A 25,935-nucleotide genomic window follows, 5' to 3' on the forward strand; every position below is an offset into this window, starting at 1 on the left:
CGTACAGCAACATCGGAGCGGTCCCGGCTGTCACGGTCTGCCGACAGTGCTAAGGTTCGGCCCTAGCTTTTGTATTTTCCCAAGGAAGCCTTTATGCCGGACGCTACGTCCCTCAGTGCTGGTTTTATGGTGGTTCACGGCAACCGCCTGGACGAGCTGCGCAGCCTGGTGGTCAGTTGGATGCGGCGCTACCCGCTGGCCCCTTTGGAAAATGAAATTGCCTTGGTACAGAGCAACGGCATCGCCCAATGGCTGAAGCTGGCACTGGCCGAAGATCCTGAAGATGACGACATGGGCGGTTGCGGAGTCGCAGCAGCTATCGACGTGCAACTGCCAGGCAGCTTCATGTGGCAGCTCTATCGCATGGTGCTGGGACGTGACGAAATCCCGGCCAAGTCCCTGCTCGATAAAGCCCCGCTGACCTGGCGCCTGATGCGTCTGCTGCCACAGTTGATCAACCAACCGCACTTCGAACCCCTGCAGCGCTTCCTTACGAATGACACCGACTTACGCAAACGCTATCAATTGGCGGAGCGGCTGGCCGATCTATTCGACCAATATCAGGTGTACAGGGCGGACTGGCTCGAAGACTGGGCAGAAGGCCGTCACCAATTACGAAATGGCAGAGGCGAAGCCAAAGCCCTGACCCCGGCCAATTGCTGGCAAGCAGAGCTGTGGCGAGCGCTGTTGCTGGATGTCGGTGAGCAAGGCATGGCGCAAAGCCGCGCAGGTGTCCACCAACGTTTTATCGAGCGTATCAATGGTCTCGACACAGCGCCCAGTGGATTGCCTTCACGGGTGATTGTTTTCGGGATTTCTTCACTGCCAGCTCAAGCCCTGGAAGCACTTGCCGGGCTGGCTCGATTCAGCCAGGTCTTGCTGTGCGTACACAACCCATGTCGTCACCATTGGGCGGACATCGTCGCCGATAAAGACCTGTTGCGGCATCAATACAAGCGTCAGGCTCGCAAGCGCGGCATGCCGGTTGTGCTCGATCCGCAAACGCTCCATCAGCATGCCCACCCACTATTGGCGGCGTGGGGCAAGCAGGGGCGTGACTACATCAATCTGCTCGACAGTTACGACGATCCCAACAGCTATCGCTCGGCGTTTCGTGATGGGCGCATCGACCTTTTCAGCGATAACCAGCCACAGAGCATGCTCAATCAGTTGCAGGACGACATCCTGGAATTGCGCCCCCTGAACGAAACTCGCGAGAGTTGGCCTGCAGTCGATCTGACAAAGGACGAATCGATCCGTTTTCACATCGCCCATAGCGCTCAACGCGAAGTGGAGATTCTCCACGATCAGCTGCTCGCACGATTCAGTGCTGATCCAGACTTAAGGCCTCGCGACGTGATCGTGATGGTTCCAGACATCGACAGTTACGCCCCCCACATCCGCGCTGTCTTTGGTCAGCTTGATCGGCACGACCCACGCTTCATTCCCTTCACGCTCGCGGATCAAGGCCAGCGCGGCAGGGACCCGCTACTGATCGCTGTCGAGCATCTGCTCAAGCTGCCCGACAGTCGTTTCCCCGTCAGCGAAATTCTCGATCTGCTGGACGTTCCGGCATTACGCGCTCGCTTTGGCGTAGAGGAACGTGACCTGCCGACTTTGCACCGCTGGATCGAAGGCGCAGGTATCCGTTGGGGGATGAATGCCGAGCAGCGTGCGGGTCTGGGCCTGCCGGAAGAACTGGAGCAAAACAGTTGGCGTTTCGGCTTGCGACGGATGTTGCTTGGTTATGCCGTGGGCAGCGCCAGTGCCTGCGAGGGTATTGAACCCTACGACGAGATCGGTGGCCTGGATGCTGCGCTCATAGGTCCTTTGGTCGCACTGCTGGATGCACTGGAGATTGCCCACCAGGAGCTCACCCAACCTGCGTCGCCCAAACTCTGGGGCATCCGCTTGCAAGCACTGGTGCAGTTGTTCTTCCAGGCCAGTAACGAACATGACGACTATTTATTGGCTCAACTCGAAGAGTTGCGCGAGACCTGGCTTGAGACCTGCGAGTCAGTAGGCTTGCAGGACGAGTTACCACTGACCGTAGTCCGTGAAGCCTGGCTGGCTGGCCTCGACCAAGGTCGCTTGTCTCAGCGCTTTCTCGCCGGTGCCGTCAACTTCTGTACCCTGATGCCCATGCGAGCGATCCCGTTCAAACTGGTCTGCCTGCTGGGCATGAATGACGGCGATTACCCTCGCGCGCAGCCGCCGCTGGACTTCGACCTGATGGGCAGCGACTACCGGCCCGGCGATCGTTCCCGGCGTGAAGATGACCGCTATCTGTTGCTGGAAGCCTTGTTGTCGGCGCGGGACCAACTCTATATCAGCTGGGTCGGCCGCAGTATTCGGGACAACAGTGAGCGCCCGGCTTCGGTATTGATAGGACAGCTACGTGATCATCTCGCCAGCGGTTGGCGATTGCACGATGACAAGGCTGATCTGCTTGAGTCCATGACTCAGGAACATCCGCTGCAACCCTTCAGTGCACGCTACTTCCATGAAGGCGATGATTTGTTCAGCTACGCCAGCGAGTGGCAGGTACTTCATCAGTCCAGCGGTTTGACGCCTGCCATTGAGGTTCTTGAGCCCTATATTCAGGACGAGCCGCTGAGCCTGGGTCAGTTGCAGGATTTTCTGCGCAATCCGGTACGGCATTTCTTCAGTCAGCGACTCAAAGTGTTCTTCGAGGCTGCCGAAGCGCCTTTGGCGGATGAAGAGCCATTTGTACTCGACGCGCTGCAACGCTATAGCCTCAGCGACAGCTTGCTAGAAGCAGCACTGGGGCAACTGGACCAAACCGATCAGGTACTGGAGGCGCAGGCGAAACGCCTGCAAAACAGCGGGCTCTTGCCTATGGCAGGTTTTGGCGAATGCCTTCAGCGAGAGTTGATCGAGCCGTTGCCGGATCTGTTGCAGCGCTATCAACAGCTCCTGGCGTTATGGCCGACCCCACTCACCAGCGCGTTGCCCGTGAGTCTGGAACTGCATGGGCTGCGCCTGGAGGGCTGGCTCAGTAGCCTGCATCAACGCGCGGACGGTGGTTTGCTATCGGTCACCACGATTCCCAACAGCATCGGCTCGCTCAAGACACGCAAATGGCATCGTCTGACACGACCATGGATCAATCACCTGGTTGCCTGTGCCAGCGGGATGTCGATGACCACCGCGTTGGTGGCGAGCGACGACAGTCTGTTACTGGCTCCCTTGGCGAAGGATGCAGCACTTGATGCCTTGGGCGATCTGTTGCTGGCCTGGCAAACGGGTATGCGCCAGCCGCTGCCGATTGCTGTAAAAACAGCCTTCGCCTGGCTCGCTCAAACCGATCCGGTCAAGGCTGGCGCCGCCGCTCGCAAGGCCTATGAAGGCGATGGCCAGACCACTGATGGTGAGCGCCGCGAAAGCCCGGCACTCGCTCGGCAATACGCCGACTACGATGTCCTGATTGCCGACGAGACCTTCCCTGATTGGTGCGACGCGTTGTATCGGCCGCTGCTTGAGGCTCCCTGGCGTTCATTGACCAGCGAGGAGGGGCGCTCATGACCACGAAGACACCGCTGGCCTTGGCGTTCCCCTTGCGTGGCAGCCAACTGATCGAAGCCAGCGCCGGGACGGGCAAGACCTTCACCATTTCTGCGCTGTACTTGCGTCTGGTCCTTGGTCATGGCGACGAGTCGAATGGTTTTGGCCGTGAATTGCTGCCGCCGCAAATCCTCGTGGTGACCTTCACCGATGCCGCGACCAAAGAACTGCGCGAACGTATTCGTACGCGACTGGCTGAAGCTGCGCGTTTTTTCCGCGATGAGACACCGGCACCGGATGGCCTGATTGCCGAGTTGCGCGAGCAATACCTCCCAGAACAGTGGCCTGGTTGTGCAAACCGCCTGGACATCGCCGCCCAGTGGATGGATGAAGCGGCGGTATCGACCATCCACAGTTGGTGCCAGCGCATGCTGCGCGAACATGCATTTGACAGTGGCAGCCTGTTCACCCAGACCCTGGAAACCGATCACAGTGATTTGCTTGGCGAAGTCCTGCGCGACTACTGGCGACTGTTCTGCTATCCGATGCAAGGCGATGCGCTGAATTGGGTTCGCGGCAACTGGGGTGGCCCGGCAGCGTTGTTGCCGCGAGTGCGTGGGTTGTTCGCCAGCGAGCGTGACAGCGTTGAAGGTAAAGAACCTGCCGAGTTGATTGCCGAGTGCCTGGAGGAACGACGGGCCGCGTTGCTCGAGCTCAAGATGCCCTGGCGCCAATGGGCCGATGAGCTGCTTGCCATCTGTCATCAGGGCGTCGCGAGCAAAAGCGTCGATGGTCGCAAGATGCAGGCGCGCTACTTCGAACCCTGGTTCGAAAAGCTCCGGGCCTGGGCCGAAGACGAATCTCTGGAGCAACTGGACATTGGCACCGGCTTCACTCGCCTGACTCCCGATGGCATGGCTGAAGCCTGGAAAGGTGAAGCTCCCCGTCATCCCGGTCTCGATGCGATGCCCGGCCTCAAGGCCAGTCTCGATGGCTTGCCGACCCCCGATGCCGCCGTGCTGCAACATGCCGCCCACTGGGTCGGTGCTCGGTTCGAGGAAGAAAAGCGTCGTCGCGCGGAAATGGGTTTCGATGACATGCTGCTGCGTCTCGATGCGGCGTTGCAGTCCGATGGCGGTGAGCGTCTGGCGACCTTGATCCGCGAGCAGTTCCCGGTTGCGCTGATCGACGAGTTTCAGGACACCGACCCGGTGCAGTACCGAATCTTCGAGAGCATTTATCGCATCGAAGACAACAACTCTGAATCCGGCCTGTTCCTGATCGGCGACCCGAAGCAGGCGATCTATGCCTTTCGCGGTGCCGATATCTATACCTATCTGCGAGCCCGGCAAGCCACCACTGGCCGCCTGCATACCCTGGGTACAAATTTCCGTTCCAGTCATGGCATGGTCAACGCGGTGAACCATGTGTTCGAGCACGCAGAATCTCGCGAGCAGGGGCGCGGCGCATTCCTGTTCCGTGAGAAAAGTGGTGAGAACCCTGTACCGTTTCTGCCCGTGGAGTCCCAGGGGCGCAAAGAAGTCCTGCATATTGATGGTCAGGTTGTACCTGCCTTGAACGTCTGGCATCTGTCCTCTGATCAGCCACTGTCCGGCGTGGTGTATCGACAGCAATTGGCCGCCGTCTGCGCCAGTGAGATCACTGCGTTGCTCAATGGCGGTCAGCAGGGGCGTGCGGGCTTCATCCAGGATGGTAAGGGTTTCAGAGGCCTGTTGCCGGCGGACATCGCAATCCTGGTGCGCGACGGCAAAGAGGCCCAGGCCGTGCGTGGCGAACTTTCCGCCCGCGGTGTGCGCAGTGTTTACCTGTCAGACAAGGATTCGGTATTCGCCGCACAAGAGGCCCATGACCTGCTGACCTGGCTCAAGGCGTGTGCCGAGCCGGATGTCGAACGTCCCCTGCGTGCCGCGCTGGCCTGCATCACGCTGAACCTTTCACTGGCTGAACTGGAGCGACTGAATCAGGACGAACTGGCCTGGGAAGCACGGGTCATGCAGTTCCGCGGTTATCGCGAGCTCTGGCGCAAACAGGGCGTGCTGCCCATGTTGCGGCGATTGCTACATGATTTTCAGCTGCCCCAGGCGTTGATCGCGCGCAGCGATGGTGAGCGGATATTGACCAACCTGCTGCACTTGTCCGAGTTGCTGCAGCAGGCCGCCGCCGAACTCGATGGCGAGCAAGCACTGATCCGTCATTTGTCCGAGCATCTGGCATTGTCCGGTCAGGCTGGCGAAGAACAGATCCTGCGCCTGGAAAGCGACGAGCAACTGGTCAAGGTCGTGACCATCCACAAATCCAAAGGGCTTGAATATCCGTTGGTGTTTCTGCCGTTCATCTGCTCGGCAAAACCGGTGGATGGCAGTCGTCTGCCGTTGTATTACCACGATGCCGCGGGCAAGGCGCAGGTGAGCTTGAAGCCGACGGCCGAGTTGATCGCCCTCGCCGATAATGAGCGTTTGGCCGAAGACCTTCGACTGCTCTATGTGGCCCTGACCCGGGCGCAACATGCGTGCTGGCTGGGTGTGGCGGACCTCAAGCGTGGCAATAACAATGGCTCGGTCCTGCACCTTTCGGCGTTGGGTTATCTGTTGGGCGGTGGTGCGCCATTGGCCGAGTCGGCTGGGCTGCGTCGTTGGCTGGAAGACCTGCAGCAAGACTGTGCGGCGCTGAACTACGCTGGAATGCCTGACGCGACCGCCGAGCATTACCATCCGCCACGCAATGAAGCGACCTTGTTGGCCCCGCTGATACCCCGGCGCAAGGCCAGTGAAAACTGGTGGATCGCTTCTTACAGCGCCCTACGCATTGGTGACAGTCTGAGCGTGGGCAGTGACGAAGCACCGGAGAGCGCGCAAGCACAAAAGCTCTTTGATGACGAACGCCTTGATCCTGAAGCTCCACGAGAAGTCGCCGCTGGCGGCGCAGATATCCATCGATTCCCTCGTGGTCCGAACCCCGGCACTTTTCTTCATGGATTGCTCGAGTGGGCCGGTGACGAAGGTTTTGCCGCTGCACCGCAAACCGTGGAAGACGCGATCGCCCGTCGCTGCAACCGCCGTGGCTGGGAAGGCTGGATCACCACGCTGAGCGGCTGGCTACAACACTTGCTCAAATCCCCATTGCACATCGGTGGCGGGCAGGCGCCGGTGGTGTTCGAGCAACTCACTCAATACCGGGTCGAGATGGAGTTCTGGTTCGCCAGTCATAAAGTCGATGTACTCAAGCTCGATGAGCTTGTGCGTCAATACACCCATCACGGCGTGGCCCGGGTGGCCGCCGAACCGGTGCTGCTCAATGGCATGTTCAAAGGCTTCATCGACCTGACGTTCGAGCATGAAGGCCGTTACTACGTCGCTGACTACAAATCCAACTGGCTGGGCGTCGATGACGCGGCCTATACCGAGCAGGCCATGGAGCAGTCGATTCTCGATAACCGTTACGACCTGCAATACGTACTGTACCTGCTCGCCCTGCATCGCCAGCTTAAGGCTCGGCTGGTCGATTACGATTACGACCGGCATGTCGGTGGAGCGTTGTATCTGTTTCTTCGCGGTACTCGAGCGGCCAGCCAGGGTGTGTATTTTGCCCGTCCGCCACGGGAGCTGATCGAGCGCCTGGACCGGTTGTTCCAGGGCAAGCCAGAGCCCAAGGCCGAACCTGCCTGGGAACAGGGAGTATTGCTATGAGTCGCACTTTCGCCGATTTGCTGCCTACGCCGTTGGCGGCCGAAAGTCTGGCGGACCTGGCCCCGTTGAGCCGCGCTGATGACTTGTTGCTGCTGCTCACGCGCTGGGTCGAACGCGGCTGGCTGCGGGCGCTGGACAAGGCCTTCGTCGCGTTTCTCCACGAGCTCGCTCCCGACGATGATCCGCTGGTGCTGCTGGCCGCCGCGTTGATCAGTCACCAACTGGGCCACGGTCATGTCTGCCTGGATCTGTTCGAAACACTGAAGGAGCCGGACTTCGCTTTGTCGCTGCCGCCGGAAGGTGATGTGCAAAGCGGTGCGATGTTGCTGCCGTCGCAATTGCTTGAGGCGCTGGACGGTGCCCATTGGTGCAAGGTCCTGGCGTCCAGCCGTCTGGTGGCTCTGGCTGTCGATGGGCGTGAGGCCGCGCAACACCGGCCGTTGGTGCTGTCGGGCAAGCGTCTGTACCTGCGCCGCTACTGGGCTTACGAACGGCGCATCGACCACGCCCTGCGCCAGCGTCTGGCGGCACACGAAGCAACCCCGGGTGATTTGCTCCAACGCTTGACCGGCCTGTTCGGTCCAGCCAGGTCTGATGAAGTGATCGACTGGCAGAAGCTCGCGTGTGCCCTGGCTACCCGCAGTGCATTCAGCATCGTCACCGGCGGCCCGGGAACCGGCAAGACCACCACGGTCGTGCGCTTGCTTGCATTGCTCCAGGCACCCGCAGTGGAGGCCGGTAAACCGCTGCGCATTCGTCTCGCGGCACCCACTGGCAAAGCTGCCGCACGATTGACCGAGTCCATCAGTCAGCAGGTTCAAACCCTGAAAGTGCCTGAAACGGTGCGCGAGAAGATCCCGTCGGATGTGACCACCGTGCACCGTTTGCTCGGCAGTCGTCCCGGCACCCGGCATTTCCGCCACCACGCCGGTAATCGCTTGCCGCTGGATGTATTGGTGGTGGACGAAGCCTCGATGATCGACCTGGAAATGATGGCCAACCTGCTCGATGCGTTGCCGCCCCATGCCCGTCTGGTGCTGCTCGGTGACAAGGATCAACTGGCGTCGGTCGAGGCCGGTGCCGTACTGGGCGATCTGTGTCGCGATGCCGAAGCCGGTTGGTACAGCCCGCAGACCCGCCAGTGGCTGGAGGCGGTCAGCGGTGAACGCCTCGATGCCAGCGGTTTGCGCGAAGACACCCACGGAGTGCATCCACTGGCCCAGCAAGTTGTGATGCTGCGCCACTCACGGCGCTTCGGCGAGGGTAGCGGCATTGGTCAGTTGGCTCGTTGGGTCAACCAGCAGCATCCCGAGGACGCGCGCAAGTTATTGGCCGCTGCAAGTCATGACGACGTATTTTCCCTGCCCCTCAAGGGTGAGCAGGACCGGGCGCTGGAGCGCTTGTTGCTCGAGGGCCATGGCGGGGGGCCGCAAGGCTATCGGCATTACCTGAGTCTTTTGCGCAGCCAGCGACCACCGCTCGACCGCCCGCTCGACGATCCATGCTGGGCTGATTGGGCTCGCGTGGTGCTACAAGCCTTCGACGCTTTCCAGCTGTTGTGTGCCGTACGCAAAGGGCCTTGGGGTGTGGAAGGCTTGAATCAGCGCGTGACCGATGCGCTGCTCAAGGCTCGGCTGATCGACAGCGATCATCAGTGGTACGAAGGTCGGCCCGTGCTGATGACCCGCAACGACTATGGCCTGGGTTTGATGAACGGTGACATTGGCATTGCCCTCAAGCTGCCGGAGCGTGAAGGCCCGGAGGCCGGACGGCACGTGCTGCGTGTGGCCTTCCCGCGTAATGACGGGCAGGGCGGTGTGCGCTTTGTCCTGCCAAGCCGACTCAACGATGTCGACACGGTGTATGCCATGACCGTGCACAAATCCCAAGGCTCGGAATTTGCCCATACGGCGTTGATTCTGCCGGATGCTTTGAATCCTGTGCTTACCAAGGAACTGATCTATACCGGGATAACCCGGGCCAAGGACTGGTTCACCCTGATTGAGCCTCGAGCCGGCGTATTCGAAGAGGCCGTGCGGCGCAAGGTCAAGCGCTTGAGCGGGTTAATGCTGGAGCTGGAAGAGGGTGCCTGGCCGAGCCATTGAGGGGCGGTGCCAGCCGCCGGAATCTGTCCGATGCGCCGTGGTGCGTCGCCTCGCTGGTGTTTCGGTGCTGTGCTATCGTTGCGGCATCATTTTGTTGCGATCGTAGAGAATTCCTGCATGAAGTTGGCTGTCTGGGCGACAGAGCGCGTCGTTGGCTGCAAACAAGTGCTGCTTGCCGGCCTCCTCTGTTTGTTGACGGGCGTTGCCTGTGCTGAGTCGGAAACTATCGTGAGCAAAGCCGACCAACGTGCCAGGTCGGTCACTCAGGTGGTGCTCGGGATCCTCAGTTATGCCCGATGGCCTGTTGAGCCCCAACAACTGCGCCTGTGCGTGGTCGGCCCCACTGAATACACCGACGACCTGGTCAAAGGCACCACACAAGCCACGGGTCGACCGGTTACTGTACGACGGTTGCTGGCCGATAACCCGGTCATCGCCAGTGAATGCGATGCGGTGTACATCGGCAAGCTGACCGGCGATGAACGCAGTCGGCTATTCGCCTCGTTGACGGGACGCCCGGTGGTGAGCATCAGCGAAGGCGGCGATCAATGCACTGTCGGCAGTCTGTTCTGCCTGCGGGTCGGTGATGAGCAGGTGTCCTTCGAGGTCAACCTCGACTCGGTCGCCCGCAGCGGTGTGCGCATTCATCCCAGCGTGCTGCAACTGTCGCGCCGCAAGCCGGCGGCGCCATGAGTCTATTCAAACCTCGCATACGTCCGACCCTGGGGTCGGTTATCGGCCGTGGACATTTGATCGTCGCCCTGGTGGGCGTGGCCATGGCCAGTGTTTCACTGACCCTGCTGGGTGTTCTGGCTTTGCGGGTCTATGCCGATCACAACCTGCATCTGATTGCCCGTTCGATCAACTACACCGTGGAAGCCGCGGTGGTGTTCAACGACAAGGCTGCCGCCACCGAAGCGCTGGCATTGATCGCGTCCACTGAAGAAGTGGCTGATGCACAAGTAATGGACGAGCAAGGCGAGTTGCTCGCACGTTGGCAACGACCGGAAACGGGATGGCTCTCCGATCTTGAAATGCAGATCGCCCGAACGATTCTGGAAAAACCCATCAGCATGCCGATCACCCATCAAGGTCAGGAAATCGGCAGCATACTGCTCATCGGTCACGGCGGTAGCCTGATGCGCTTCTTGCTCAGCGGTCTGGTGGGAATCGTCTTGTGTACCGCTGTCAGTGCCTGGGTTGCGCTCTATCTGGCGCGTCGGCAATTGCGAGGAATCACCGGCCCGTTGCGCAGCCTGGCTGCCGTGGCTCACGCCGCCCGTAGCGAGCGTGCCTTCGACCGACGCGTACCGCCCGCCGACATTGCCGAACTCGACAACCTGGGCAACGACTTCAATGCTTTGCTCGACGAGCTCGAGTCCTGGCAGACCCATCTGCAAAACGAAAACGAAACCCTGGCCCACCAGGCCAGCCATGACAGCCTTACCGGGTTGCCGAATCGGGCGTTTTTCGAAGGCCGCCTGATGCGCGCCTTGCGCAATGCGGGCAAGCTGGATGAGGGAGTGGCCGTACTGTTTCTCGACAGCGACCGGTTCAAGGAGATCAACGACAACTTCGGTCACGCTGCCGGTGATGCGGTGCTGATCGCCGTGGCGACAAGGGTTCGTGCGCAGTTGCGTGAAGAAGATCTGGTTGCGCGTCTGGGCGGCGATGAGTTTGCCGTGCTGTTGACGCCGCTGCACAAGATAGAAGACGCCGAACGGATTGCCGACAAAATCATTGCCAGTATGGACGCGCCAATCCCGTTGCCGGGCGGTACCCAGGTGTTGACTTCACTCAGCATCGGAATCGCCGTGTACCCGGATCATGGGCTTACGCCCGGTGCGCTGCTCGATGCTGCAGACGCCGCGATGTATCAGGCCAAACGCCTTTCCCGAGGCGCTCACCACACGGCAGGGTCGGAGCACTCTGTCGTCCATCTTCAAACCAGGAGCTAATTTTTGTGTTCACATTCACTCAGCGTTCTCTGCGATTTTTTACGATTAGCTTATTCATGACCTTGCTGGCATTGACCGGTTGCCAGACGACACCGCAGAAAGGACTGACCCCGGCGCAGATCGCTGTGCTCAAGCAACAAGGTTTCGAGATGACGGATGAGGGCTGGGCCTTCGGCCTGTCCGGCAAAGTGCTGTTCGGTAGCGATGTCGAACACCTCAACCCCGCCAGTACCCAGATCGTCGAACGCATTGGCAAGGCGTTGTTGGGCGTGGGAATCGAGCGGGTGAGGATTGACGGCCATACCGATGCCTCGGGCGAGGAATCCTATAACGAACAACTTTCCCTGCGTCGCGCGAAAAGCGTCGGCAATGTCTTGGCCGCTGTCGGCATAAAAGAACAAAACATCCAGCTGCGCGGCCTGGGCAGCAGCAAGCCCGTCGCCTCCAACGCCACCGCGGCCGGGCGTACCGAGAACCGCCGGGTGTCGATCGTAGTGAGTGCGGATTAATCGGCGAACACCATCTCCCGGCTTTCCCCCATCAACAGCGCATGATTCTGCTCGGTAACGCCACGGATGTAGTCCCACAGCAAGGTGATCCGCTTGAGCTTGCGCAGGTCCTCGCGGCAGTACATCCAGAACTGCCGGGTGATGGTGATCTCTTGCGGCAACACCGGCAGCAATCGCGGATCCTGAGCCGCCAAAAAGCACGGCAGAATCGCCAGTGACCGTCCTTGCTGCGCCGCCACGAACTGCGCGATCACACTGGTGCTGCGCAGATTGGCGCTGGCACCGGGCAGCACATTTGCCAGGTACAGCAGCTCCGAGCTGAACGCCAGGTCGTCCACATAACTGATGAATTGATGCTTGCCCAAGTCTGCCGGGCGGCGGATCGGTGGGTGCTTGTCCAGATAATCCTGGGTCGCGTACAGCTGCAATCGATAGTCACAGAGTTTGCAGCAGACATAAGGGCCGTGTTCCGGTCGCTCCAGCGCAATGACGATGTCTGCCTCGCGCTTGGACAGGCTGATGAAGTGGGGCAGCGGCAGGATGTCCACCGAGATCGCCGGGTAGGCGTCGACGAAATGGCTCAGCTGCGGGGTGATGAAAAAGCTGCCGAACCCTTCGGTACAGCCCATACGCACATGCCCGGACAACGCGACGCCTGAGCCTGAAACCTGTTCGCAGGCCATGTGCAGGGTGCTTTCGATCGACTCGGCGTAACCCAGCAGACGCTGGCCTTCAGCAGTCAGGACGAAGCCGCTGGTGCGGGACTTCTCGAACAACAGCGTACCTAACGAGGTCTCCAGCGAACTGATGCGTCGCGACACGGTGGTGTAGTCCACCGCCAGGCGCTTGGCTGCGGTGCTGGCCTTGCGAGTACGGGCAACTTCAAGGAAAAACTTGAGGTCATCCCAGTTCAACGAGCCTAAAGACGTGATGTTTTTTTGCATGATGGACCGGCTTTTATGTGCGTTCTTATTAGAAGTTTGCACATCTATACTCCAAAAACAGTCCGACAACCAAATCGCGACACACGCCTCATCACAAGGCGACTTTCTCGCCTTGGCTCCCAAGATAGCTCTCTAAATAAGAACAACGTCCCGGAGACCCAACATGAACGCATCGCAAGAAACCACCGTGCAAAAGGTCAAGTTGTTGATCGATGGCGAGTGGGTCGAATCCCAGTCCACCGAATGGCACGACATCGTCAATCCGGCGACTCAGCAAGTGCTGGCCAAAGTCCCCTTCGCGACCGCTGCTGAAGTCGATGCAGCCATCAGCGCCGCCCATCGCGCCTTTCAGACCTGGAAGCTGACGCCAATCGGCGCGCGGATGCGCATCATGCTCAAGCTTCAGGCGCTGATTCGCGAGCACTCCAAGCGTATTGCCGTGGTGCTCAGCAATGAGCAGGGCAAAACCATCGCCGACGCTGAAGGCGATATCTTCCGTGGCCTGGAAGTGGTCGAGCACGCTTGCTCCATCGGCAGCCTGCAAATGGGCGAGTTCGCCGAGAACGTCGCAGGCGGTGTCGATACCTATACCCTGCGTCAGCCGATCGGCGTCTGCGCCGGCATTACCCCTTTCAACTTTCCGGCGATGATTCCGCTGTGGATGTTCCCGATGGCCATCGCCTGCGGCAACACCTTCGTGCTCAAGCCTTCCGAGCAGGATCCGATGTCGACCATGCTGTTGGTGGAACTGGCGATTGAAGCCGGCATTCCGCCAGGTGTGCTCAACGTCGTTCATGGTGGCAAGGATGTGGTGGATGCGCTTTGCACCCACAAGGACATCAAGGCTGTTTCGTTCGTCGGTTCGACCGCAGTCGGCACGCATGTCTACGATCTGGCCGGCAAACACGGCAAGCGCGTGCAATCGATGATGGGGGCCAAGAACCACGCCGTTGTGCTGCCCGATGCCAACCGCGAGCAAGCGCTCAATGCACTGGTCGGCGCCGGTTTCGGTGCGGCCGGGCAACGCTGCATGGCCACCTCGGTGGTGGTGCTGGTGGGCGCGGCCAAACAATGGCTGCCGGATCTCAAGGCGCTGGCGCAGAAACTCAAGGTCAATGCCGGCAGCGAGCCAGGCACTGATGTGGGTCCGGTGATTTCCAAGCGGGCCAAGGCGCGGATTCTCGAGCTGATCGAAAGCGGGATCAAGGAAGGCGCCAAGCTGGAGCTGGACGGTCGCGACATCACTGTTCCGGGCTACGAGCAGGGCAACTTTGTCGGCCCGACCCTGTTCTCTGGCGTAACCCCTGAGATGCAGATCTACACCCAGGAAATCTTTGGCCCGGTGCTGGTAGTGCTGGAAGTCGACACCCTCGATGAGGCCATCGCCCTGGTCAACGCCAACCCGTTCGGCAACGGCACGGGGCTGTTCACCCAGAGCGGTGCGGCGGCGCGTAAATTCCAGTCGGAAATCGACGTTGGCCAGGTCGGCATCAACATCCCGATCCCGGTGCCGGTACCGTTCTTCAGCTTCACCGGTTCCCGTGGTTCGAAGCTCGGCGACCTCGGTCCGTATGGCAAGCAAGTGGTGCAGTTCTACACTCAAACCAAGACCGTCACTGCACGTTGGTTCGATGACGACAGCATCAACCACGGTGTGAACACCACCATCCACTTGCGCTAAGGAGCCGGACATGAAAATCGCTTTTATCGGTCTCGGCAACATGGGCGCGCCAATGGCGCGCAACCTGATCAAGGCCGGCCATTCGCTCAACCTGTTTGACCTCAATCAAACCGTGCTGGCCGAACTGGCTCAACTCGGCGGCACCATCAGCACTTCACCGAAGGAAGCGTCGAAAGACGCGCAACTGGTGATCACCATGTTGCCGGCAGCGGCCCATGTGCGCAGTGTCTGGCTGGGTGAAGACGGTGTGCTGGCGGGCATCGCCAAAGGCGTGCCAGCGGTGGATTGCAGCACCATCGATCCGCAGACGGCGCGAGATGTTGCCGCGGCGGCCGCAAAGCAAGACGTGGCCATGGCCGATGCACCGGTTTCCGGTGGCACTGGCGGTGCAGCGGCCGGGACGCTGACCTTCATGGTCGGCGCCACGCCTGAACTGTTCGCCACTCTGCAACCGGTGCTGGCGCAGATGGGCCGCAACATCGTCCATTGCGGCGAAGTCGGCACCGGGCAAATCGCCAAGATCTGCAACAACTTGCTGCTGGGGATTTCCATGGTCGGTGTCAGCGAAGCCATGGCGCTGGGCAGCGCCCTGGGTATCGACACAACCGTGCTGGCGGGCGTCATCAACAGTTCAACCGGGCGTTGCTGGAGTTCGGAGATGTACAACCCGTGGCCGGGCATCGTCGAAACAGCGCCGGCCTCGCGCGGTTATACCGGCGGTTTCGGTGCTGAACTGATGCTCAAGGATCTGGGGCTGGCCACTGAGGCGGCGCGTCAGGCGCACCAGCCGGTCGTGCTCGGCGCGGTGGCCCAGCAGTTGTATCAGGCGATGAGCCTACGTGGGGAAGGGGGGAAGGACTTCTCGGCGATCATCAACAGCTATCGCAAACCCCAATAAGCGGTTGTGGTGAGGGAGCAAGCTCTCTCGCCACAGGATTCATGCATGCCTTTTTACCGAGAGACCACGTCGGGTGGTCTCTCGGTTTTTTGCATCAGGCAAACACGAAATATTTGCGCACGGTTTCAACCACTTCCCACGTGCCCTTCATCCCCGGTTCGATGACGAAGATGTCACCGGCCCGCAGGTGGATCGGCGCCATGCCTTCCGGGGTGATGATGCAGTAGCCTTCCTGGAAGTGGCAGTATTCCCACTTCACGTATTCCACATACCACTTGCCCGGCGTGCAGATCCAGGTGCCCATGATCTTGCTGCCATCTTCGCTGGTGTAGGCGTTGAGGTTGACGGTGTGCGGATCGCCTTCGAGTTTTTCCCATTTGCAGGCGTCGAGCACGGGCAACGGGTGAGTGTCGCGAAGAACGGTAATCGGTGCGGTCATGTGGACTCCGGGCCTTGGAATAGAGAGAGTGGTATTGAAGAACTGAAGTCGCACCCTATAGCGCCCGCTCACCGGTCAGTTGTCTGTACTCGACATCGAGCTGTCCAGAAACGCGCAAACGCTCAAAGATTTTCCAGCGGGCAAAAAACCGCCCCTCAAGGGAGAGTCAAGGCGTTCAGCAAGGCCTGGACATAACCGGGCAGAACCGTGAAATCCCGGGCGCACAGCAACAGTTTGCGGCGAGCCCACGGCTCCTCCAGTACCACGCTTTTGAACGGCGTTTCAGTCGACCAGCGCTCGACCGCCGCCAAGGGCACGATCGCCAGCCCGGCCCCCCGGGCGACCATGCGCATCACGCCATCGAATCCATCTGCACGGATGCGGATCTGCATCCGCAAGCCGCTGTGAAGGGCTTGTTCTTCCAGGTACACGGCCAAGGCGCTGTTGGCGTTCAGGCCGACGTAATCGTGGTGCAAGGTGGTGCTGAAATTCAACGCTCCGGCAGCGGCCAAGGGATGCCCCCTCGGCAGAATCAGCACCAGTGGATCGTCACGGAAATAGCGGGTTTGCAGGCCGTCGGTATCCACGGCGTCAGACACGATCCCCAGGTCCGCCGCGCCCTGGCGCAAGGCGTGGGTGATACGTGTGCTGGGCATTTCTTGCAGGTCGATGTCGAGATTCGGATGGTCGCGCAGAAAGTCCGCCAGCAATTCCGGCAGGTACTCGGTGATCGCAGTGGTATTGCACAGCAACCGCACCTGGCCTTTGACGCCTTTGGCGTATTCGACCAGGTCCTGCTGCATGCGCTCGGCCTGTTGCAACAGGACTCGGGCGTGCTGCGCCAGCGCCTTGCCGGCCGGAGTGGGGCTGACACCGCGGCGACCTCGCTCCAGAAACTCGATGCCCAGCGAAGCTTCCATCGCGCGGATTCGTGCACTCGCCGCCGCCAGCGACAAATGGCTGCGGGCGGCACCGGCGGTGATGTTGCCGGTGTCGAGGATATTCAGGTAGAGGCGCAGGTCGGTGAGGTCGAAGTGCATTGTTACAGCCTCGGGAGGATTGTTGGCCGGGCGGAGGCCTTCGCGGGCAGGCCCGCTCCCACAATGGATCGCGGGTGTGCCGACTCTTTGTGTCCGCACCAGACCCTGTGGGAGCGGGCTTGCCCGCGAAGGCGTCAGCAGCATCGACGAAGCCTTATGCCTCTTGTTGGACAAGAGGCAGCCTCAGTATATGGCAGATTTTCAAGGCAACCGTCAGGGCTCAGGATAGCCCCATGAATACACTCGCCGCGTTCTATCAACATCTGGGCTTGGCCCTGTCCTTATTGGTTGTCGCCACCTTTCTGCTGGCCGGGATGATCAAGGGCGTGATCGGCCTCGGCCTGCCGACCATTGCCATGGGCTTGCTCGGTCTGGCTATGGCGCCGTCGCAGGCTGCGGCGTTGTTGATCATTCCCGCGACACTGACCAACGTCTGGCAACTGGCCTTCGGCGGTCATTTGCGCGGGTTGTTGCACCGGTTGTGGCCGATGCTGCTGGCGATTTTCATCGGCACAGGTGCTGGCACAATATGGATCGGCATGGCCGGTGGACATTGGGTAGTGCGGGGGCTGGGAGCGGCGTTGTTGGTTTATGCCTTGAGCGGGTTGATCCTGCCGTCCTTGCGCGTCGGCGGTCGCACCGAGCGTTGGCTCGGTCCGCTCTGCGGTGTGCTGACGGGCGTCATCACCTCGGCCACCGGTGTCTTCGTGATTCCGGCGGTGCCTTATTTGCAAGCGCTGGGCTTGAACAAGGATGAACTGGTACAGGCGCTAGGCCTGTCGTTCACTGTCTCGACTCTCGCGTTGGCCGCCGGCCTGTTATGGCGCGGCGCCCTCGGCGGTGGCGAGTTGAGCGCGTCGCTGCTGGCGCTGATCCCGGCGGTGCTCGGCATGTTGCTGGGGCAATGGCTACGCCTGCGGATCAGCGCCGTGTTGTTCAAGCGCGTGTTCTTCATCGGCCTCGGCGTGCTCGGCGGCCACTTGCTGATCAGCGGCTAGCGGACGATGTGCTGAGCATCTCGATTGGGCGGATATCGAAATCCTGCTCCAGATACTCCATGCGCATATCGAGGAACTGCTTCATATGGGGCAGGTTCGAGTGCACGTCCAGATGGGCCTGGGATTGCCAGATCTCGTAGAAGATAAACAGCGTCGGGTCCTGTTTGTCTCGCAGCATGTGGTACTCGATGCAACCGGGTTCGGCGCGACTCGGTTCGACATAGGCACGGAAGAACGCTTCGAAGGCCTCGGCTTTATCCGGGCGGGTCTTGGCGTGCAGGATGAAGCCTTGCAGCTCGCTCATCAGAATCTCCTAAACAGTCAGAATCGGCGCAAGTTTATGGCAACAATCGCTTGTTGATTCGTGCGTATAGGTCAAATGAATTTTGCGGATTGAGCGCTTATTCCGCGCGAGGCTGATCGCTAGTCTGCCGCCATCGATTTCAACCTTGCGAGATTCCTCATGAAAAAAGTCCTGTTGCTCAATGGCGGCAAAAAATTTGCCCACTCCGATGGTCGCTACAACACAACGTTGCACCAAGCAGCGTTGAGCGTGCTGGATCGCGGTGGGGTGGATGTGAAAACCACGTTCATCGACGAGGGCTACGACGTCGCCGAGGAAGTCGCCAAATTCCTCTGGGCCGATGTGATCATTTATCAGATGCCAGGCTGGTGGATGGGTGCGCCCTGGACCGTCAAGAAGTACGTCGATGAAGTCTTCACCGCAGGCCACGGCAGCCTCTACGCCAGCGACGGTCGCACGCGCTCCGACGCGTCGCAGAAGTACGGCAGCGGCGGCTTGCTGCACGGTAAAAAATACATGCTGTCGGTGACCTGGAACGCCCCGCAGCAAGCCTTCGACGACTCGACCGACTTCTTCGAAGCCAAGGGCGTGGACGCGGTGTACCTACCGTTCCACAAGGCCAATACCTTCCTCGGCATGACCGGTCTGCCGACCTTTCTGTGCGTCGATGTAATGAAGCGCCCGAATATCGAAGCTGATGTGGCGCGTTATGAGCAGCACTTGACCGAGGTGTTTGGCCTTAAGGCATGACGCTCGGCTACTATCGATATCTGAAGCAGCGCAGGACTATCGATAAGGGACACACGTGAAAGCCAGATCCGATGAGTTGCAGATTTTCGTCTGCGTGATTGAGTGCGGGTCGATTTCGGCTGCGGCTGAGCAAGTCGGGCAAACGCCGTCGGCGGTCAGCCGCACGCTGTCGCGGCTGGAGGCCAAGCTCGATACCACGCTGATCAATCGCACCACGCGGCGCATGGACCTGACCGAAGAGGGCAAATATTTCTTCGAGCACGCCAAGCTGATTCTCGATCAGATGGACGAGCTCGAAGAGCGTCTGTCCTCACGCCAGCAAACCCCGTCCGGGCGACTGCGGATCAACGCCGCGTCGCCGTTCATGCTGCACGCCATCGTGCCGTACATCGATGAGTTCCGCCGTCTCTACCCGGACATCCAGCTCGAACTCAACAGCAACGATTTGATCATCGACCTGCTCGAACAAAGCACCGACATCGCCATTCGCATCGGCACGCTGGCCGACTCGACCCTGCACGCCCGCTCCCTGGGTTGCAGCCCGCTGCACATCGTCGCAAGCACAGCGTATCTGGAACAACACGGCGTACCGAGCGCTGTCGAGGATTTGAGCGAGCACACGCTGCTGGGTTTTACCCATAACGAAGGTCTCAACCAATGGCCACTGCGCTATGTCCATGGTGACCGCTGGCCGATTCAGGCGTCGATCAGTGCGTCGAGTGGCGAGACGATCAGGCACCTGGCGCTGACCGGTCAAGGCATTGCCTGCCTGTCGCACTTCATGACCATCGACGACATCCGCGCCGGTCGCTTGCAGGTGTTGCTGGCGGAGTTCAACAGCGGATATCGCCAACCCATCAACGCGGTGTACTACCGCAACTCGCAACTGGCCCTACGGATCCAGTGCTTTCTGGACTTCATCCAGGGCAAATTGGCGGCTTATGCGATTGCCGATTTCAGGGGCTGATTCGCAGACCGCGTGATCGTTCTTCGCGAGCAAGCCCGCTTCCACATTGGTCCTGTGTCGTTCCCATTATGGTGAATTGATGCAAGTCCAGTGTGGGAGCGGGCTTGCTCGCGAAAGCGGTTTTGGCCACCCATTCACTGGCCCGCCCGCCGTCAATTCCGTAACATCCGCGTCCCTCTTTTCCCGCCTGTATTTTTAGGTAAGCCATGAAACCCAAACGTCTGCGCGCCGATGTCCTGGCCGGACTCACCACCTCTTTCGCCCTGCTCCCCGAATGTATCGCTTTCGCGCTGGTGGCCCACCTCAATCCATTGATGGGGCTTTACGGCGCTTTCATCATCTGCACCCTGACTGCGCTCTTCGGCGGACGGCCGGGGATGGTGTCTGGTGCCGCTGGCTCGATGGCGGTGGTGATCGTCGCGCTGGTGGTGCAGCACGGTGTCCAGTACTTGCTGGCGACGGTGTTGCTGGGCGGGCTGATCATGTTGGCGTTTGGTCTGTTGAGGCTGGGCAAGCTGGTGCGCATGGTGCCGCATCCGGTGATGCTCGGCTTCGTCAACGGTCTGGCGATTGTCATTGCGCTGGCCCAGTTGGAGCACTTCAAGAGCGGTGAGGCCTGGTTGAGTGGGGCGCCGCTGTACATGATGATCGGGCTGGTGGCGCTGACGATGGCCATCGTTTACCTGATGCCGCGCCTGACGCGGGCCGTGCCGCCGGCGCTGGTGGCGATTCTGGGCGTTGGGCTGGCGGTTTACCTGCTAGGCCTGCCGACCCGCACCCTGGGCGACATGGCGCACATTGCCGGTGGCTTGCCGGGTTTTGCGCTGCCAGACATCCCCTGGAGCCCGGAGACCCTGCGCATCATCGTCCCTTACGCGATATTGATGGCGGTGGTCGGCTTGTTGGAAACCCTGTTGACCCTGAACCTGACCGACGAGATCACCGAGAGCCGTGGCTACCCGGATCGCGAGTGCGTGGCCTTGGGCGCTGCCAACATGGTTTCTGGTGTGTTCGGCGGCATGGGTGGCTGCGCGATGATCGGGCAAACCGTGATCAACCTCAGCTCCGGCGGTCGCGGTCGGCTGTCCGGTGCGGTTGCCGGGGGGATGATCCTGCTGTTTGTGCTGTTTCTTTCGCCGCTGATCGAGCGCATTCCGCTGGCCGCATTGGTCGGGGTGATGTTCGTGGTGGCGCAGCAGACATTCGCCTGGGCTTCGCTGCGGGTGCTGAACAAGGTGCCGCTGAACGATGTCTTGGTGATCATCGCGGTCACGGTGATTACCGTGTTCACCGATCTGGCCATCGCCGCGTTGTGCGGGATCATCATTGCGGCGCTCAACTTTGCCTGGCAACACGCTCGCGAGCTGTATGCCGACAGTCATGTTGAAGCCGACGGCAGCAAGCTCTACCTCCTGCACGGCACGTTGTTCTTTGCCTCGACGACGCCTTTTCTCAACCAGTTCGATCCCGCCAATGATCCATCCGTGGTCACTGTCGACTGTCGCCACTTGAGCTTCGTTGATTACTCGGCCATCGCCGCGCTGAAGACATTGCGCGAGCGCTACACCAAGGCTGGCAAGCAGCTACGCGTGCTGCACCTGTCCGAACGCTGCAAGAAACTGCTCAAGCGCGCCAGCGAGCATCACGACTGACATTGATGAGTGATCGTTCCCGAGCATGGGAACGATCAGCGTGGAGGAATGAAAATCCCTCTATCCGATTTTCATGACCCGCGATCTCCCATACCTCTGCACGACATCCCATATCCCTCCACGAAAATTACTTTCACTTCGTTTGAAAGTAGTCCGTCGAAATGATTTATGAGTTTCACAACCCATTCGACGTGACCCTTTCGAGGAGTACCGCATGACGCTTTCTTTCGGCTATTGGCTGTTGGTTTACGCCGCCATCGCCATCATTGCGCTGATCGTTCTGATCGCCCGTTACCGGATCAATCCCTTCATTGTGATCACCCTGGTGTCTATCGGCCTGGCGCTGTTGGCGGGGATGCCGCCGTCGGGTGTGGTGGGGGCGTATGAAGCCGGGGTTGGCAAGACGCTGGGGCACATTGCGCTGGTGGTGGCGCTGGGCACGATGCTCGGCAAGATGATGGCCGAGTCCGGCGGTGCGGAGCGGGTGGCGCGCACCTTGATCGACCGTTTCGGCGAGAAAAATGCCCACTGGGCGATGGTGTGTATCGCCTTTCTTGTAGGGCTGCCGCTGTTCTTCGAGGTCGGTTTTGTCTTGCTGGTGCCGATCGCGTTTACCGTGGCGCGGCGGGTGGGCGTGTCCATTCTGATGGTCGGTTTGCCGATGGTTGCGGGGCTTTCGGTGGTCCACGCGCTGGTACCGCCGCACCCGGCGGCGATGCTGGCGGTGCAGGTCTATCAGGCATCAGTGGGGCAGACCTTGCTCTATGCGATTCTGATCGGTATTCCGACCGCGATTATCGCCGGTCCCCTGTACGCCAAATTCATCGTGCCGCGCATTCAACTGCCGGCCGATAACCCCCTGGAACGCCAGTTCCTGGAGCGTGAGCCGCGCGATAGCCTGCCGGGTTTTGGTGTCACCATGGCCACGATTCTGTTGCCGGTGGTGCTGATGTTGATCGGCGGCTGGGCCAACCTGATCTCCACGCCGGGTAGCGGTTTCAATCAGTTCCTGCTGTTCATCGGCAACTCGGTGATTGCCTTGCTGCTGGCGACCTTGCTGAGTTTCTGGACCCTCGGCCTGGCCCAGGGCTTCAATCGCGAGTCGATCCTCAAGTTCACCAATGAATGTCTGGCGCCGACCGCCAGCATCACTTTGCTGGTCGGTGCCGGTGGTGGCTTGAACCGGATTCTGGTGGACGCTGGGGTCACCAATCAGATCGTCAGCCTCGCCGATGAATTCCAGTTGTCGCCGCTGTTGATGGGCTGGCTGTTCGCCGCGTTGATGCGCATCGCCACTGGTTCTGCCACCGTGGCCATGACCACCGCTTCGGGGATTGTCGCGCCGGTGGCCATTGGTCTGGGTTATCCGCATCCGGAGTTGTTGGTGCTGGCGACGGGGGCGGGGTCGGTTATCTTTTCCCACGTCAACGACGGCGGCTTCTGGTTGATCAAGGAATACTTCAACATGACCGTCACCCAGACCTTCAAGACCTGGACAGTGCTCGAGACGCTGATCTCGGTGGTCGCCTTCGGCCTGACCGTTGGCCTTTCTCACCTGCTTTAGTCGGAGCCATCCGCCATGGACATCCTCTATCAGATCCGCGCTCGTCAGGAATCCTTCAGCGCCGGCGAAGGACGTATCGCTCGGCTGATGCTCGACGACGTAGGATTTGCCGCATCCGCCAGCCTCGATGAGCTGGCGCAGCGGGCGGAAGTCAGCACCGCCACGCTGTCGCGATTCGCCCGCACAGTCGGTTGCCGCGACCTGCGGGATTTGCGCCTGCAACTGGCCCAGGCCAGTGGCGTCGGTAGCCGCTTTCTGGACCCGGCGGGCACGCCCGAACAGTCGGCGTTCTACGGGCAGATTGTCGGCGATATCGAGTCGACCTTGCGCCAGCACCTGGCGGCGTTCGATGAGTCGCGCTTCGCCGATGCGGTGAAACTGTTGGGCAAGGCACGGATGATTCACGCCTTCGGCATGGGCGGCTGCTCGACCCTGTGCAGCGATGAACTGCAAGTGCGGCTGGTGCGCCTCGGCTACCCGATTGCGGCGTGTCACGACCCGGTGATGATGCGCGTCACCGCCGCCAGCCTTGGCGCCGAACACGCGGTCATCGCCTGTTCGTTGACCGGCATCACGCCCGAACTGCTCGAAGCGGTGGAGCTGGCGCGCAGCTACGGCGCACGAATTCTCACCATCACCCGCGCCGACTCGCCGCTGGCGCAATTGGCCGATGTGCTGTTACCGCTGCAAAGCGCCGAGACTTCCTTTATCTACAAACCCACGGCGGCGCGCTACGGCATGTTGTTGGCCATCGATGTGCTCGCCACCGAGCTGGCGTTGGCCAGTCCTGAAGACAATCAAGAACGTCTGCGTCGGATCAAACTGGCCCTGGACGACTACCGCGGCGGCGACGATCACTTGCCGCTGGGAGACTGACATGACGTACGACACGCTGATCCGCAATGCGCTGATTATCGATGGCAGCAACACCCCCGGTTACCCCGCTGACGTGGCGATTCTGAATGGCCGCATCGAGCGAATCGGCGACTTGCACGACGCTCGCGCCATCGAAGAAATCGAGGCCGCTGGCCGAGTGTTGGCGCCGGGTTTCATCGATGTGCATACCCACGACGATACGGTGGTGATTCGCCAGCCACAGATGCTGCCCAAACTCAGCCAGGGCGTGACCACGGTGATTGTCGGCAATTGCGGGATCAGCGCGTCGCCGGTGAGTTTGCGCGGTGATCCGCCGGACCCGATGAACCTGCTCGGCACCGCCGCGGCGTTTGTGTATCCGCGCTTCAGCGACTATCGCGCCGCCGTCGAAGCGGCCAATACCACGCTGAACGTAGCTGCGCTGGTGGGGCACACCGCGTTGCGCAGCAATCACCTGGATGATCTGTATCGCACCGCGACCGACGCTGAAATCAGCGCGATGCGCGAGCAACTGCGCGACAGCCTTGAGGCCGGTGCCTTGGGTTTATCCACAGGCCTGGCTTATGCCAGCGCCTTCTCGGCATCCACTGATGAGGTGATGCAGTTGACCGAAGAGTTGAAGGCATTCGGCGCGGTCTACACCACCCATTTACGCAGTGAGTTCGAACCGGTGCTGGAGGCCATGGACGAGGCGTTCCGCATCGGACGCCACGCACAGTCGCCGGTGATCATTTCCCACCTCAAATGTGCCGGCGCCGGTAACTGGGGCCGTAGTCCGCAATTGCTGGCGTCCCTCGAACACGCCGCGAAAACCCACCCGGTGGCGTGCGATTGTTATCCCTACGCGGCGAGTTCTTCGACGCTGGACCTCAAGCAAGTCACCGACGCCCATCGCATCACCATCACCTGGTCCACGCCGCACCCGGAAATGGGGGGGCGGGATCTGATGGACATTGCTGCCGAGTGGGGCACTGCGCTGCTCGAAGCAGCCCGCCGACTGCAGCCGGCGGGGGCGGTGTATTACGGCATGGACGAGGCCGATGTACGAAGCATCCTCGCGCATCCGCTGTCGATGATCGGCTCCGACGGTTTGCCGGAAGACCCGTTTCCGCATCCACGCTTGTGGGGCGCCTTCCCACGAGTGCTCGGACATTTCAGTCGCGACGTCGGCCTGTTTCCGCTGCACACCGCCGTGCACAAGATGACCGGGTTGTCGGCGGCACGCTTTGGCTTGAAGGAACGTGGCGAGATTCGTGAAGGATATTGGGCGGATCTGGTGTTGTTCGATCCGGCGACGATTCGCGATGTGGCCGACTTCAACGATCCGCAACGGGCGGCGCAAGGGATTGATGGCGTATGGATCAATGGTGCCTTGAGTTATCGCGACGGGCAGGCGAACGGCAGAAGGGAAGGGCGATTTCTGGCGCGAGAGGGGGATTTGCGTAAAGGGTTTCATTGATCGCGCCTTCGTAGAAGCTGCCGAAGGTTCGGGCCGCGTTCGGACGATCTTTTGATCCAGGTCTCATGGTGGCACATTGCAGTTAAAGAAAGCCGTCGCCAAGCCGAAGCGCTGACATCCAGCCCAGCTACACTGGGCTCATTCAGTCAGGGAGTTACCCCATGAGTTTCGGCAAAACCACCCCGATCCTGCGGATTTTCGATGAAGCCAAGGCATTGGAGTTCTACGTCGAGTTCCTGGGGTTCAAGATTGATTGGCAGCATCGTTTCGAAGCTAACTTTCCGCTGTACCTGCAAATCTCCCGTGGCGAATGCGTACTGCATCTTTCCGAACACCATGGCGACGCGACACCGGGCTCGGCCCTGCGCATCGAGACCGATGAGCTGGAGGCGTTTCAGCAGCAATTGCTGGCCAAGGAATATAAGTTTGCGCACCCACAAATCCAGGCGATGCCGTGGGGCAGTCAGGACATGACCGTGGCCGACCCGTTTGGCAATCGGTTGGTTTTTACCAATACGATTAGTGTTTGAGGCAGCAGGAAAAAGCTTAACCCGTGATA

20 protein-coding genes are annotated in these 25,935 nt (G+C 60.4%); 16 read left to right on the top strand and 4 right to left on the bottom strand.

What is annotated here, in order from left to right; all coding sequences use genetic code 11:
* The first annotated feature begins 93 nt into the window (after positions 1–93).
* The 6 genes from recC to yfiB all read left to right on the top strand — a co-directional run bounded on the left by recC (position 94) and on the right by yfiB (position 11,804).
* Positions 94–3,546, top strand: coding sequence for an exodeoxyribonuclease V subunit gamma (recC, locus tag AC30D7_RS06305; protein ID WP_490133468.1), 3,453 nt, complete (start codon positions 94–96; stop codon positions 3,544–3,546).
* Positions 3,543–7,232 carry an exodeoxyribonuclease V subunit beta gene (recB, locus tag AC30D7_RS06310; protein ID WP_490133469.1) on the top strand — a complete coding sequence of 1,230 codons (3,690 nt, stop codon included), beginning with the start codon at positions 3,543–3,545 and terminating at the stop codon, positions 7,230–7,232. The genes recC and recB overlap by 4 nt, the downstream gene beginning before the upstream one ends.
* Positions 7,229–9,337, top strand: coding sequence for an exodeoxyribonuclease V subunit alpha (recD, locus tag AC30D7_RS06315; RefSeq protein ID WP_490133470.1), 2,109 nt, complete (start codon positions 7,229–7,231; stop codon positions 9,335–9,337). The genes recB and recD overlap by 4 nt, the downstream gene beginning before the upstream one ends.
* A gap of 117 nt (positions 9,338–9,454) precedes the next feature.
* Positions 9,455–10,030 carry a regulatory sequestration protein YfiR gene (gene yfiR, locus AC30D7_RS06320; RefSeq protein ID WP_028939939.1) on the top strand — a complete coding sequence of 192 codons (576 nt, stop codon included), beginning with the start codon at positions 9,455–9,457 and terminating at the stop codon, positions 10,028–10,030.
* Positions 10,027–11,295 (top strand): diguanylate cyclase DgcN/YfiN, encoded by a 1,269-nt coding sequence (dgcN, locus tag AC30D7_RS06325; protein WP_490133471.1) that lies wholly within the window; start codon positions 10,027–10,029, stop codon positions 11,293–11,295. The genes yfiR and dgcN overlap by 4 nt, the downstream gene beginning before the upstream one ends.
* Before the next feature lie 5 nt (positions 11,296–11,300).
* Complete coding sequence (gene yfiB / locus AC30D7_RS06330; protein ID WP_490133472.1) at positions 11,301–11,804, top strand: outer membrane lipoprotein YfiB; 504 nt, start codon at positions 11,301–11,303, stop codon at positions 11,802–11,804.
* Here yfiB and AC30D7_RS06335 read toward each other — a convergent pair.
* Entirely contained in the window at positions 11,801–12,748 is a 948-nt protein-coding gene (locus AC30D7_RS06335; protein ID WP_096481194.1) for a LysR family transcriptional regulator, read from the bottom strand. The genes yfiB and AC30D7_RS06335 overlap by 4 nt on opposite strands.
* A gap of 163 nt (positions 12,749–12,911) precedes the next feature.
* On the opposite strand from AC30D7_RS06335, the gene AC30D7_RS06340 reads away from it, so the two are divergent.
* Both AC30D7_RS06340 and mmsB read left to right on the top strand, forming a co-directional pair.
* Complete coding sequence (locus AC30D7_RS06340; protein WP_490133473.1) at positions 12,912–14,429, top strand: CoA-acylating methylmalonate-semialdehyde dehydrogenase; 1,518 nt, start codon at positions 12,912–12,914, stop codon at positions 14,427–14,429.
* Positions 14,430–14,439: 10 nt separating this feature from the next.
* A complete protein-coding gene (gene mmsB, locus AC30D7_RS06345) occupies positions 14,440–15,327 on the top strand; it encodes a 3-hydroxyisobutyrate dehydrogenase (RefSeq protein WP_019582621.1) in 888 nt (295 codons plus the stop codon).
* A 94-nt stretch (positions 15,328–15,421) separates the two neighbouring features.
* On the opposite strand, the gene AC30D7_RS06350 is transcribed toward mmsB, so the two are convergent.
* Positions 15,422–15,766 carry a cupin domain-containing protein gene (locus tag AC30D7_RS06350; protein WP_007900627.1) on the bottom strand — a complete coding sequence of 115 codons (345 nt, stop codon included), beginning with the start codon at positions 15,764–15,766 and terminating at the stop codon, positions 15,422–15,424.
* A gap of 155 nt (positions 15,767–15,921) precedes the next feature.
* Positions 15,922–16,806 (bottom strand): LysR substrate-binding domain-containing protein, encoded by an 885-nt coding sequence (locus AC30D7_RS06355; RefSeq protein WP_490133474.1) that lies wholly within the window; start codon positions 16,804–16,806, stop codon positions 15,922–15,924.
* A gap of 233 nt (positions 16,807–17,039) precedes the next feature.
* Here AC30D7_RS06355 and AC30D7_RS06360 point away from each other — a divergent pair, with 233 nt between their 5' ends.
* The gene (locus AC30D7_RS06360; RefSeq protein WP_490133475.1) at positions 17,040–17,804 is read left to right on the top strand and encodes a sulfite exporter TauE/SafE family protein; all 765 of its coding nucleotides are present in this window, start codon (positions 17,040–17,042) and stop codon (positions 17,802–17,804) included.
* Here AC30D7_RS06360 and AC30D7_RS06365 read toward each other — a convergent pair.
* Positions 17,794–18,108 carry a putative quinol monooxygenase gene (locus AC30D7_RS06365; protein WP_305411048.1) on the bottom strand — a complete coding sequence of 105 codons (315 nt, stop codon included), beginning with the start codon at positions 18,106–18,108 and terminating at the stop codon, positions 17,794–17,796. The two genes, AC30D7_RS06360 and AC30D7_RS06365, sit on opposite strands and share 11 nt — an antisense overlap.
* A 159-nt stretch (positions 18,109–18,267) precedes the next feature.
* Here AC30D7_RS06365 and mdaB point away from each other — a divergent pair, with 159 nt between their 5' ends.
* The 7 genes from mdaB (at position 18,268) to AC30D7_RS06400 (ending at position 25,906) form a co-directional block, all read left to right on the top strand.
* Positions 18,268–18,858: an NADPH:quinone oxidoreductase MdaB gene (mdaB, locus tag AC30D7_RS06370; protein WP_490133476.1), complete on the top strand. Its 591-nt coding sequence runs from the start codon at positions 18,268–18,270 to the stop codon at positions 18,856–18,858.
* A gap of 55 nt (positions 18,859–18,913) precedes the next feature.
* Positions 18,914–19,825, top strand: coding sequence for a LysR substrate-binding domain-containing protein (locus AC30D7_RS06375; RefSeq protein ID WP_490133477.1), 912 nt, complete (start codon positions 18,914–18,916; stop codon positions 19,823–19,825).
* A gap of 206 nt (positions 19,826–20,031) precedes the next feature.
* Positions 20,032–21,477 (top strand): SulP family inorganic anion transporter, encoded by a 1,446-nt coding sequence (locus AC30D7_RS06380; RefSeq protein WP_490133478.1) that lies wholly within the window; start codon positions 20,032–20,034, stop codon positions 21,475–21,477.
* A 214-nt stretch (positions 21,478–21,691) separates the two neighbouring features.
* A complete protein-coding gene (locus AC30D7_RS06385; protein WP_258672318.1) occupies positions 21,692–23,041 on the top strand; it encodes a GntT/GntP/DsdX family permease in 1,350 nt (449 codons plus the stop codon).
* 15 nt (positions 23,042–23,056) lie between these two features.
* Positions 23,057–23,917 carry a MurR/RpiR family transcriptional regulator gene (locus AC30D7_RS06390; RefSeq protein WP_490133479.1) on the top strand — a complete coding sequence of 287 codons (861 nt, stop codon included), beginning with the start codon at positions 23,057–23,059 and terminating at the stop codon, positions 23,915–23,917.
* Position 23,918: 1 nt separating this feature from the next.
* Positions 23,919–25,376, top strand: coding sequence for an N-acyl-D-amino-acid deacylase family protein (locus tag AC30D7_RS06395; RefSeq protein WP_490133480.1), 1,458 nt, complete (start codon positions 23,919–23,921; stop codon positions 25,374–25,376).
* Between the two features lie 161 nt (positions 25,377–25,537).
* Positions 25,538–25,906: a glyoxalase superfamily protein gene (locus AC30D7_RS06400; protein WP_490133481.1), complete on the top strand. Its 369-nt coding sequence runs from the start codon at positions 25,538–25,540 to the stop codon at positions 25,904–25,906.
* The last annotated feature ends 29 nt before the right edge of the window (positions 25,907–25,935 follow it).

This window comes from Pseudomonas sp. DF5, assembly GCF_058148225.1.